We start from the raw sequence: 12,113 nt of genomic DNA on the forward strand, positions 1-12,113 counted from the left end.
GCCGATTTTGGGCTGGCGGAATCGAATTCGAAACGGTATCCGGTGAAGCCCATGGCGCGATATGTATTCATCACTGGCGGCGTGGTTTCCTCTCTTGGCAAAGGAATTGCGGCCGCGGCACTCGGAGCTTTGCTGCAGGCGCGGGGTTACCGCGTTCGACTGCGCAAGCTGGACCCCTATCTCAACGTCGATCCCGGCACGATGAGCCCGACCCAGCATGGGGAAGTGTTCGTCACCGACGACGGCGCCGAGACGGACCTCGACCTCGGTCACTACGAACGCTTCACGGGGCGTTCGGCCACCAAGACCGACAACATCACCACCGGTCGGATCTACAAGAACATCATCGACAAGGAACGCCGCGGCGACTATCTCGGCGCGACCGTCCAGGTCATCCCGCACGTCACCAACGAGATCAAGGATTTCGTCATCGAGGGCAATGACGAATACGACTTCGTCATCTGCGAGATCGGCGGCACGGTCGGCGACATCGAGGCCATGCCGTTCATGGAGGCGATCCGCCAGCTCGGCAACGACCTGCCGCGCGGCACCGCCGTCTATGTCCACCTGACGCTCATGCCCTATATTCCGGCGGCTGGCGAGCTGAAGACCAAGCCGACCCAGCATTCGGTCAAGGAACTGCAGGCGCTCGGCATTCATCCCGACATCCTGCTCGTGCGCGCCGACCGCGAGATCCCGGAAGCCGAACGCCGCAAGCTGTCGCTGTTCTGCAATGTGCGGGCGTCCGCCGTCATCCAGGCGCTCGACGTCGCCAATATCTACGACGTGCCGATGGCCTATCACAAGGAAGGCCTCGACAACGAGGTTCTGGCCGCCTTCGGCATCGAGCCGGCGCCCAAGCCCCGCCTCGACCAGTGGGAAGAGGTCTGCAACCGCATCCGCACGCCGGAAGGCGAGGTGACCATTGCCATCGTCGGCAAGTACACCGGCCTCAAGGACGCCTACAAGTCGTTGATCGAGGCGCTCTATCACGGCGGCATCGCCAATCGCGTCAAGGTCAAGCTCGAGTGGATCGAGTCGGAGGTCTTCGAGAAGGAAGACCCGGCGCCCTATCTCGAAAAGGTCAACGGCATCCTGGTGCCCGGCGGTTTTGGCGAGCGCGGGTCGGAAGGCAAGATCCACGCCGCCCAGTTCGCCCGCGAACACAAGGTGCCCTATTTCGGCATCTGCTTCGGCATGCAGATGGCAGTCGTCGAAGCGGCCCGCCATCTCGCCGGCATCGAAAAGGCCTCGTCGACTGAATTCGGCAAGACCGAGGAACCGGTGGTCGGCCTGATGACCGAGTGGATGAAGGGCAATGCGCTGGAAAAGCGCGCCGCCTCCGGCGACCTCGGCGGCACGATGCGTCTCGGCGCCTACAAGGCAACCCTCAAGAAGGGCACCAAGATCGCCGAGATCTACGGCTCGACGGAAATCTCCGAGCGCCACCGCCACCGCTACGAGGTCAATGTCGACTACAAGGACCGCCTCGAAGCCTGCGGCCTGGTGTTCTCCGGCATGTCCCCCGACGGCCTCCTGCCGGAAACCGTCGAATACCCGGACCACCCGTGGTTCATCGGCGTGCAGTACCACCCCGAACTGAAGTCCCGCCCGCTCGAACCGCACCCGCTCTTCTCCAGCTTCATCGAAGCCGCCGTCGAGCAGAGCCGGCTGGTCTGAGATCGGCTTGGGTTTGCCTTCTCCCCGCCCGCGGGGAGAAGGTGGCGGCGGCCGCGTGAGGGGCCGCGGGCCCGCCCTCATGCCGATAGCTTCCGTTGTGCGCCTTGGTGAGGCATTTCCCGAGGCCGCCTCGCGGTGAGAGCCGCCGTCGTTCGCCCCTCATGCTGAGGTGCCCTCGCAAGGCGAGGGCCTCGAAGCATCCGGCCGCACATGCCGGCAGCGCCCACCCCCATCCGCCCTCGCCCTTCGAGGGTCGCTTTCGCTCCCACCTCAGGGTGAGGGCTATCGTGGTGCGCCCTGGCGAGGCATTCCCATGGCCAACCAGCGGCGAGAGCCGCCATCGTGCACCCCTCATGCTGAGGTGCCCTCGCAAGGCGAGGGCCTCGAAGCATCCCGCCCCACACGCCGCACAGACGGGGAAGCCCACCGCCAATTGCCCAGCAAATTCAGCGCCGACGCGCCACAATCTTCCCCGCCCTCGCACACCGGCCCTAAACTGCCCTCGTTCCGTCGCGGATACACCACAAGGCGTTGTGGCGAGGCGGGGCCGGCGCGGGATTTGGGGGAAAGACGCAAGAACCCAGACCTCGGGTCCGCGGAAAATGGTCTCCCCCTGGCGACGTGGGGGCAAGGTTTTTTCGGGCTTTGGACGGCCCGAAACCTTGCCGGCCCTGACAGCGCGCCGGGAGCGCCTGTGTGGCGTGGCATGGTGGTAAGACCGGGTTGTCGAGGGTGTGCGGGCGTCCGCCGGTCAAAAGCCGGGCCCGCATGAAAAATCCCCGGCAAGGGCCGGCGCCGCAGAGAGGCCGAAGTCGCGGGCAAAAACCGCCGAACGGGGCGCCTCCGGGTGTCATCTGATTTTTTTACCTTACGCGGCAGCCAGAGGCGCCCCGTCCGCTCAGGTTCGACCTGGGCAAAAGGAAATGACAGCGGAACCGGAGGGCATGAGGCCTGACCGGGGTTTTCGGCTGGGCAAGACGGCTGCCCCATCCGATCTCCCCCCTTGTGGGGGAGATGTCCGGCAGGACAGAGGGGGGCGAACTTGCGCTGACATTGAAAAATGAAGGGAGCCAAACTCGACCAAAGCCCTCCCGTCGCATTCGCAGTTACCCCCCTCTGTCGGCTACGCCGACATCTCCCCCTCAAGGGGGGAGATTGCCCGCCGACGTGGGCGCAAAGCGACCAGCGCCAGCGTCACCGCCGGCGGCAAAGGCCTGCGAGGTGTCGCCGCCCGCAAACGCCGCGGTGCCGCCGTCATTGGATCATTCTTTCGCCACGCGCGTTGACCAAGCTCCACGCCTGCATCGGCCCATGGGTCCGCGCGGAAAATGCAAAGACAAGAAGGAATACAGGGATGAAGAAGACAATCACCACGGCGATCGCCGCACTGCCGGTGTTGCTCTCGGCCGGCATGGCCGTTTCCGCCGATGCGGTCACTGCGCGCGAGCCGGTGCCGACCTATCAGGAAAGCGACCGGGTCGGCGGCGTGCGCATCGGCTACCTGACCTGCGATGTCGGCGGCGGCGTCGGTTATGTCATCGGCTCGGCCAAGCAGGCCGATTGCGTGTTCTCCTCCGCCATGGGCGGCGAGGCGCTCGACCGCTATAGCGGCACGATCCGCAAGATGGGCGTCGACATCGGCTTCACCACGCGCTCGAAGCTGGTCTGGGCGGTATTTGCCCCGACGGCCGGCTACCACCACGGCTCGCTCGGCGGCCTCTACCAGGGCGCAAGCGCCGAGGCGACCGTCGGTGCCGGTATCGGTGCCAATATCCTCGTCGGCGGCACGGCCGGCTCGATCCACTTGCAGACGGTGAGCGTCACCGGCCAGCTCGGCCTCAACCTCGCCGCCACCGGCACCTCCGTCACCCTGACGCCGGAGGTGTGAGCCGCGGTCCGGGCAGCGGAGCGGGGCAATCGGAGAGAACAGAGCCTTATTACAGCCACCAGGAGGGCCGGCGTTTGCCGGCCGTTCTGCTGAGCAGCCGGAGCGTTCCGGTCAGCCCTCCAGCGGACGCAGCAGCAGCACCGGCGTCTCGGCGCCGACCGGCAGTTCGGGGGCATGCGGCGGGCGGATGATCAGGCAGTCGGAGCGGGCAAAGATCTTCATCATCGACGAATCCTGCTTGCCGTAACTCTCCACCAGCAGGGTTCCGTCCGCATCGCGGGTCAGCCGGGCGCGCAGATAGTCCTGGCGCTTGTCGTTGGCGGCAAGCACGGTCGAGGTGCGCGCCACAGACAGGCGGGACAGGGGCGGGCGCCCGGTGAGCTTCGCCAGCAGCGGTTCCATGAACAGCAGGCCGCAGACCATGGACGAGACCGGATTGCCGGGCAGGCCGAGCACGCGCATGTCGCCGAGCTCGCCGACCATCAGCGGCTTGCCGGGACGCATGGCGATCTTCCAGAAATCGAGGCGCATGCCGGCGGTCACCAGCGTCGACTGGACCAGGTCGTGGTCGCCGACCGAGGCGCCGCCGAGGGTGACGAGAATGTCGGCACCGCAGGCCCGGGCCTTGTCGACGGCGGCAGTGATCGCTAAGCGGTCGTCGCCGACGATGCCGAGATCGACGACCTCGGCGCCGGCCTGGCGGGCGAGCGCCGCGATGCCGAAGGTGTTGGAGCCGATGATCTGGTGCGGGCCGGGTTGCTCGCCAGGAGACACCAGTTCGTCGCCGGTGGCAAGGATCGCCACGCGCGGCCTGGCAAAGACCTCGACGGTCGCATGGTTCATCGCCGCGACCAGCATCAGGCGGGAGAAGTCGAGCTGTTCGCCGGCCTTCAGCACGGTTTCGCCCTCGGCGAAATCCTGGCCGCGCGGGCGGATGTGGCGCCCGAGCGTCACCGGGAACGTGGTGCGGATCACCTGGCCTTCGAGCTTCTCGGCATCCTCCTGGATGAGGATGGCGTCGGCGCCGGCCGGCACCGGCGCGCCGGTGAAGATGCGCACCGTCTCGCCCGGACCGACCGTGCCGTCGAAACCATGGCCCGCCGCCGCGGTGCCGATCACCTTGAGAACCGCACCGGGGTCCGGCGCGTCTGCGGCGCGCAGCGCATAGCCGTCCATGGCCGAGGCGTCGAAGGGCGGCTGGGTCAGCCGGGCCTGGATGTCGGCGCTTAAGATGCGGTCGTCGGCTTCCCTCAGGGGCAAGGTCTCGCTGCGGGCGAGGGGGGCGGTGGCGTCGAGCAGGCGGCGCTGGGCCTCTTCGACAGAGAGCAGCGACATCAGCGAGCCTCCGGATGGCGGAAGGTGCCAGACTTGCCGCCGGTCTTCTCGATCAGCCTGATGCCGCCGATTTCCATCGCCTTGTCGACCGCCTTGGCCATGTCGTAGATGGTCAGGCAGGCGACCGAGACGGCGGTCAGCGCTTCCATCTCGACACCGGTCTTGCCGGTGAGCTTGGCGGTCGCGCTGACGCGCAGGCCGGGCAGGTCGGCGTCTTCCGCGATGTCGACGGTGACTTTGGTCAGCATCAGCGGGTGGCAGAGCGGAATGAGGCTCGAGGTCTGCTTGGCCGCCATGATGCCGGCGATGCGGGCGGTGGCGATCACGTCGCCCTTCTTGGCGTTGCCGGAGCGGATCACGTCGAGGGTCGCCGGTGCCATCCGGACATAGCCTTCGGCGGTGGCGCTGCGGGCCGTCTCGGCCTTGTCGCCGACATCGACCATATGTGCCTCGCCGGAGGCGGTGATGTGGGTAAGACCACCCATCAGGCGACCTGTGCCGGAGGCCGGCCGGTCAACAGCAGGCGGGTCGCGGCGGCGACGTCTTGCTGCCGCATCAGGCTCTCGCCGACCAGGAAGGTGGTGATGCCGCAGGCTTCCAGCCGCTTGCAGTCGTCGAAGGTGAAGATGCCGCTCTCGCCGACCAGCAGTCGGTCGGCCGGCACCATGGCGGCCAGCCGCTCGCTGACCGAAAGGCTGACCTCGAAGGTCCGGAGGTTGCGGTTGTTGATGCCGATCATCGGCGAGGCGAGTTTCAGCGCCCGCTCCAGCTCGTCCTCGTCATGCACCTCGATCAGCACGTCCATGCCCAGCGCGAAGGCGTCGTCCTCGAGGCGCTTCGCCTCGTCGTCGGAAAGCGATGCCATGATCAGCAGGATGCAGTCGGCGCCGTGGGCCCGGGCTTCGAACACCTGATAGGTCTCGAACATGAAGTCCTTGCGCAGCGCCGGAAGGCCGCAGGCCGCCCGCGCCTGGACGAGATAGTCGAGCGAGCCCTGGAAGCTCGGCGTGTCGGTCAGCACCGAGAGGCAGGCCGCACCGCCGGCCTCGTAGGCGGCCGCCAGCGCCGGCGGATCGAAATCCGGGCGGATCAGGCCCTTGGACGGGCTTGCCTTCTTGATCTCGGCGATCAGGCCGAATTCTCCCGCCGAGCGGCGCTCGGACAGAGCGCGATAGAAGCCACGCGGGGTTGGCTGTTCGGCGGCAACCGCCTTCAGCTCGGCGATCGGCCGCGCGGCCTTGGCGGCGGCGATCTCTTCGCGCTTGTAGATTTCGATACGCTTGAGGATGTCCGCCATGGCCGTCAGTCCCGTGGTGCCTGGTTGGAAACCGCGATCAGCTTGTCCAGCGCGGCTGCGGCAGCGCCGCTGTCGATCGAACGGCTGGCCAGCTCCATGCCCTCGCGGACGGTGTCGGCCTTGCCCGCCACGATCAGGGCCGCGGCGGCGTTGCACAGCGAGACGTCGCGATAGGGGTTGCGGGCGCCGGCCAGGACTTCGCGCAGCGCCGCGGCATTGACCTCGCCGTCGCCGCCGCGGATCGCCTCGAGTGGCACGGTCGGAACGCCAAAATCGTCCGGTCTCAGCTCGAAGGTGGTGATCTCGCCGTTCTTCAGCGCGGCGACCTGCGTCGGGCCGGTGGTGGTCACCTCGTCGAGGCCGCTGCCGTGGACGACCCAGGCGCTTTCGAGACCGAGATCGCGCAGCGCCTCGGCGCCGGGCACCAGCCATTCCGGCGAATAGACGCCGAACAGCTGGCGCTTGACGCTGGCAGGGCTCGACAGCGGACCGACGATGTTGAAGATCGTTCGGGTGCCGAGTTCGACGCGGGCCGGACCGACATGGCGCATGGCCGGATGGTGCAACTGGGCGAACATGAAGCCGATACCGGCCTCGCGGATGCAGCGGGAGATCGTCTCCGGATCGATGTCGAGCCGGACGCCGAGGGCCGACAGGCTGTCGGCGGCGCCCGATTTCGAACTCAGGGCGCGGTTACCGTGCTTGGCCACCGGCACACCGGCGCCGGCGACGATCAGCGCCGCCAGAGTCGAGATGTTGTAGGTGTTGGTGCCGTCGCCACCCGTGCCGACGATGTCGATGGCATCGGCGGGGGCGTCGACTGCGATCATCTTGGAGCGCATGATGGAGACCGCGCCGGCGATCTCGTCGACGGTCTCGCCGCGTACGCGCAGCGCCATCAGGAAACCGCCGATCTGGGCCATGCTGGCCTCGCCGGACATCAGCACCTCGAAGGCTTCGCTGGCTTCCTGACGCGTCAGGGCCTGGCGCGTGGCGATCTTGGCGATATAGGGCTTCAGACCGGACATCTTCCTTCTTCCCTTCGCCTCAGCGCACCATTGCCTGTTCGGCAAGCTGCTGGTTGATCGTCACACCGTATTCGTCCTGCAGGCGTCTCACCATCTGGTCGAGGATGTCGTCGCCGGCCGCCTTGGCGATCTCGGTGATCTGGGCGTCGTCGTTGACGAGCGCGTCGCTCGTCGGCTGGGCCTTGACATCCGTCACCTTGAGCAGGATCTGGGTTTCCGGATCGCCGCCGGGGGCGCTGCCGACCGTGCCGACCGGACCACTGAAGGCGGCGGTGACGGCGGCCGTGCCGAGGACCGCATCGTCCGTCTGGCGACGGATGCCGGCCTTGCTCTCGACCGCGATGCCGAGTTCGGTGGCGATGGCTTCCAGCGTCTCGCCCTTGACGGCGCGTTCCTTCAGGCTCTCGGCGCGGGCTCCAAGCGCGATCTTCTGCTGTTCGGCGATCCAGTCTGCGGTCGCCTTCTCACGCACTTCGTCGAGCGTGCGGTCGCGCTCGGCGATGATGTCCTTTACCTCGAGCCAGATATAGCCGTCATTGCCGATATTGACCGGCAGAGCTTCCACACCGACGTCGGTCTGGAACACTTCGGCGAGCAGCGCGGCGCGTTCCGGAAGGTTCGGAACGTCGACTTCCTTCTCGTCCTTGCCGTTGCTGTCGGCTGCCTTGACGGTGATCGGCTTGAGCTTCAGCTCGGTGGCGGCTTCCTCGAGGGTCGAGCCGCCGGCGCGCAGGTCCTCGAACTGGTCGTGCACGGTGGCGATGTCCTCGATCGCGGCGGCTTCCGCCAGCGTTTCGCGGATCTCTTCCTTCACTTCGTCCAGCGGACGGGTGCGGCCTTCCTTGATATTGGTGATGCGCAGAATGACCGGGCCGAGCGCGCCGTCGATGACGTCGGTCGTCGCGCCTTCCTTGGTGACGGCGAAAGCGGCGTCGGCCAGTACCGGATCGGGCAGCTTGTCATGGGAGAATTCGCCGAGCAGCACGTCGCTGGCCGTCTTGCCCTGGTCGGTGACCAGCTGGTCGAAGGCGGTGCCGGCCTTGAGTTCTGCGGCGGCGGCATCGGCCATCTCGCGGTTCTCGAAGCTCAGCTGTTCGATCGTCCGGGTGCCGGCGATCTCGTAGTTCTTCTTGTGGGCCTCGTAATCCTGGCGGATCGCCTCGTCGGAGATCGCCGCCTTGTCGGCGATGTCGGAGGGCTCGAGCTTCACATAGGCGAAGCTGCGGTATTCCGGGGCGCGGTAGCGGGCCTTAACGGTTTCGAACCAGGCGGCGAGCGCGGCCTCGTCCGGGGCCTTGATCGGGTCGATATTGGCATTGGTCAGCAGCAGGTAGCTGACGTCGCGCGTCTCGTCGCGATGGGCCTTGAGCGCGTCGACCAGCGTCTTCGGCGCAAGGAAGCCGTCAGAGGTCGCCTCGACGATCTGGCTGCGCACGGCCACCTTGGAGCGCTCCAGGATATAGTCGTCTTCGCGCAGGCCGGCATTGCGCAGCCGCGCGGTGAAGAGGTTGCGGTCGAACTGGCCCGTCTCGGACTTGAAGGCCGGGTCCTCGGCGATGAGCTGCGCCAGGCGGTCCTTGGAGAGGCCGAGATTCATGTCTTCCGACAGCTGGTCGAGGGCGGCGCCGGCGGAAAGCTGGGCATAGACCTGGCTCTCGACGCCGAGGCCCTTGGCCTGCTCGGTGGTAAGCTTCACGCCGAAGCGGCGGCCGAGGTCTGCGAGCTGGCGCTGGTAGGCGAGGCTGAACTCGCTCGCCGACACCTGCTGGTCGCCGACGGCGATGACGGTGTCCGATGCGGTGTTGAAGAGGGATGCGGAGATGCCCCAGATCCCGAAGGAGGCGACCAACAAGAGCATCAACACTTTTGCGACCACGGTGTGGGCAGCTTTTCTCAGAACTTCCATCATCGGAACTAAATCACCTCATTACAGCTCTTCGCAGACGGCGAAGCGGTTGACGTTCCTTAGAACAAACCGCCGCGGAAATGAAGGGATGTTCGGCGAAAAGGCGCCGGGCGAGACGGTCGCAGCGCGGAGCGCCCGGGGGAGACCGGAATCGGTCGCAGCACCGGCCGGCCAAGGTCCACGCTAGGTCCCCCTTTCACAATGTCGCGGTACCATCGGCATGAATATCGGGTACAACAATCACGACGGCTTCTGGCCGTCCTCGAACATGCGGGGCAGGGATGGCGGAAACGGGTGACATGATGGGCGAGGGGCCTGCAACCCCGATGGGGCTGAGCAGCGCCGAGGCAGAGCTTCAGCTGGAGAAATTCGGCGAGAACCGCCTGCCGGTCGCCGGCAGCCCATCCTTCATCAAGGTCCTGGCGCTTCAGTTCCTGAGCCCGCTGATCTATATCCTGATGGCCTCGGCGGCGCTTTCGACCCTCATCAGCGAGATCACCGACGCCCTGTTCATCGCCACCGTGCTGGTGGTCAATGGCATCATCGGCGCGATCCAGGAATATTCCGCCGGCAAGTCGGCCGAGGCGCTGCGGGCGCTTGAGCAGCCGCATGCGACGGTCATCCGCGACGGCCAGCGGCAGGTGATCGATGCGGCAGGCCTCGTGCCGGACGATCTCGTCATGCTGGAATCCGGCGAACGCGTGCCGGCCGACATCCGCCTGATCGAGGCAAGCGGCCTACAATGCGACGAGGCGGCGCATACGGGCGAGTCGCGCGCGGTGGCGAAGGAAGCGGGCGATCCGGTCTTTGCCGGGACGATCGTGACCCGGGGACGGGCCCGCGGCCTGGTCGTCGCCACCGGCAGCCAGACGGAGCTCGGCAAGATCGCCGGGGCCATCCAGGAGCGCTCGACCGCCAAGCCGCCGCTGATGATCCGGATGGAGGATTTCACCCGGCTGATCGCGGTCGCGGTCGGCGTCGCCATCGTCTTCCTGATCGGCGTTGGCCTGTGGCGCCAGATGGCGCTCGGCGAATTGCTCACGATGTCGATCGGTCTTGCCGTCAGTGCCATTCCGGAGGGCCTGCCGATCGCCATCACCGTGGCGCTCGCCATCAGCATGCGCCGCATGGCCAAGGTGAATGTGGTGGTGCGCAACCTGCCGGCGGTCGAGTCGCTCGGCTCCTGTACCATGATCGCCACCGACAAGACCGGAACACTGACGCTGAACGAGCTGACGGTCACCGATATCCGCCTGCCCGACGATACGCATTGGCTGTTCGACACCGGCGTCGATCCCGTCGCCGGGGGCATTCGCAGCCATGACGGCGAGCAAGACCTTCCGAGCCCGGCCGTCCAGCGCCTGCTGCGGGCGGCGACCCTGCCCAACGAGGGAGAGTTGGGGCGAAACGGCGAGGGCCGCTTCGATCCGATGGGCGACACGGTCGACATCGCGCTGCTGGCCGCCGCGCACAAGGGAGGCGTCAGCAAAACCGATCTCATGGCACGGTACCGTCTGGAAAAGCGCATCCCTTACGAGCCGGAGCTGAAATACGCCGCGTCCTTCCATGTGGATGCCGACCACCTGCACATCTTCGTCAAGGGCGCGCCGGAAATGCTGCTGACCATGTGCGGCACGATGCAGGTGGGCGACCGGGCGGTTCCGGTCGACCACGGCCTCTTGCATCGGCAGATGGATGCGATGACCCGCAAGGGCTTGCGGGTCCTGGCCTTTGCCGAGGGCCGCATGGCGCATACGCTGAACAGCGATTACGGCGACCACATGCTGATCGACCTGAACTTCCTCGGCTTCACCGGAATGCAGGACCCGATCCGCCCGGAAGTGCCGGCCGCGCTCGCTGCCTGCCGCACCGCCGGCATCGAGGTGGTGGTGATCACCGGCGACGATCCGCGCACAGCAACGGCGATCGCCAAAGAGGCGGGACTCGTCTTTGAACCGCAGGACGTGGCCACAGGCGAAGAGGTGGCGGCGGCGATCGCGACGGGCGAACAGACGCTCGACGCGCTCACCCGGCATGTGCGCATCTTCGCCCGGGTCAAGCCGGATCACAAGCTCGCCATCGTGCGCTCGCTCGCCCGCAACGGTCACTATGTGGCCGTGACCGGCGACGGGGTGAACGATGCGCCGGCGCTCAAGCACGCCCATGTCGGGGTGGCCATGGGGCGGGCCGGAACGGATGTCGCCAAGGAGAGCGCCGACATCATCCTCACCGACGACAACTTCGCCTCCATCGTCGCCGGCATCCGCGAGGGTCGGGTCGCCTACAGCAATATCCGCAAGGTGGTCTTCATGCTCGTGTCGACGGGGGCGGCTGAAGTGCTGCTCTTCCTGCTGGCGATGATCCTCGGCACGCCCATGCCGCTCACCGCCGTCCAGCTTCTCTGGCTGAACCTCGTTACCAACGGGGTACAGGACATCGCCCTGGTGACCGAGCCGGCGGAGGGCGACGAGCTCGAACGCCCCGTGCGCAAGCCCGAGGAAACGCTGTTCGACCGGTTGATGGTCCGTCGCATCGTCGTGGCGACACTGCTGATGGGCTGCGGCGGGTTCGGCCTGTTCTACTGGCTGATCTCGACCGGCGTCAGCGAGTTTACGGCGCGCAATCTGCTGCTGGTGCTGTTCGTGCTGTTCGAGAACTTCCAGTGCTTCAACAGCCGCTCGGAGCGGCGATCGGTGTTTCGCCAGTCGCTTGCCTCCAATCCCTTCCTGCTGGTCGGGATCATCGGTTCGCAGGCGCTGCATCTGGGAGCGATGTATGTGCCGGGACTGAACGGCTTGCTCGGCATTAGCCCGATCACGCTCAACGACTGGCTCTTCCTGATGGCGCTCGCCTCCAGCCTGCTGGTGGTGAGCGAGATCGAGAAGGTCATCTATCGCCGGCAACTGGCCGCGCGGCCCTGACGCACGGCGGCTTGCTCTGGCAATGAAAAAGGGCCGGCGGAAAACCGCCGGCCCTTGC

The 12,113-nt window shown here is 66.6% G+C and carries 8 protein-coding genes; 3 read left to right on the plus strand and 5 right to left on the minus strand.

Annotated elements, in window-relative coordinates; genetic code table 11:
- Positions 1–42 precede the first annotated feature (42 nt).
- Both pyrG and AC07Y0_RS07020 read left to right on the plus strand, forming a co-directional pair.
- Positions 43–1,680 (plus strand): CTP synthase, encoded by a 1,638-nt coding sequence (gene pyrG, locus AC07Y0_RS07015; protein ID WP_498675828.1) that lies wholly within the window; start codon positions 43–45, stop codon positions 1,678–1,680.
- Positions 1,681–3,034: 1,354 nt separating this feature from the next.
- A complete protein-coding gene (locus AC07Y0_RS07020) occupies positions 3,035–3,568 on the plus strand; it encodes a DUF992 domain-containing protein (RefSeq protein WP_498675830.1) in 534 nt (177 codons plus the stop codon).
- Between the two features lie 111 nt (positions 3,569–3,679).
- Here AC07Y0_RS07020 and AC07Y0_RS07025 read toward each other — a convergent pair whose 3' ends face one another.
- Genes AC07Y0_RS07025 through AC07Y0_RS07045 form a run of 5 tightly spaced genes read right to left on the minus strand, consistent with a single transcriptional unit; the run spans position 3,680 to position 9,137 of the window.
- Positions 3,680–4,903 carry a molybdopterin molybdotransferase MoeA gene (locus AC07Y0_RS07025; RefSeq protein WP_498675832.1) on the minus strand — a complete coding sequence of 408 codons (1,224 nt, stop codon included), beginning with the start codon at positions 4,901–4,903 and terminating at the stop codon, positions 3,680–3,682.
- The gene (gene moaC, locus AC07Y0_RS07030; RefSeq protein ID WP_498675835.1) at positions 4,903–5,388 is read right to left on the minus strand and encodes a cyclic pyranopterin monophosphate synthase MoaC; all 486 of its coding nucleotides are present in this window, start codon (positions 5,386–5,388) and stop codon (positions 4,903–4,905) included. Before moaC ends, AC07Y0_RS07025 begins: the two co-directional genes overlap by 1 nt.
- Positions 5,388–6,200 carry an indole-3-glycerol phosphate synthase TrpC gene (trpC, locus tag AC07Y0_RS07035; protein WP_498675837.1) on the minus strand — a complete coding sequence of 271 codons (813 nt, stop codon included), beginning with the start codon at positions 6,198–6,200 and terminating at the stop codon, positions 5,388–5,390. Before trpC ends, moaC begins: the two co-directional genes overlap by 1 nt.
- Before the next feature lie 5 nt (positions 6,201–6,205).
- A complete protein-coding gene (gene trpD / locus AC07Y0_RS07040; protein ID WP_498675839.1) occupies positions 6,206–7,228 on the minus strand; it encodes an anthranilate phosphoribosyltransferase in 1,023 nt (340 codons plus the stop codon).
- A 19-nt stretch (positions 7,229–7,247) separates the two neighbouring features.
- Positions 7,248–9,137, minus strand: coding sequence for a peptidylprolyl isomerase (locus AC07Y0_RS07045; protein WP_498675841.1), 1,890 nt, complete (start codon positions 9,135–9,137; stop codon positions 7,248–7,250).
- Positions 9,138–9,415: 278 nt separating this feature from the next.
- On the opposite strand from AC07Y0_RS07045, the gene AC07Y0_RS07050 reads away from it, so the two are divergent.
- Positions 9,416–12,055, plus strand: a complete 2,640-nt coding sequence (locus AC07Y0_RS07050) for a cation-translocating P-type ATPase (RefSeq protein WP_498675844.1) — start codon at positions 9,416–9,418, stop codon at positions 12,053–12,055.
- Positions 12,056–12,113 lie beyond the last annotated feature (58 nt).

It is taken from the genome of Allorhizobium sp. GW101-3B10, assembly GCF_059424725.1.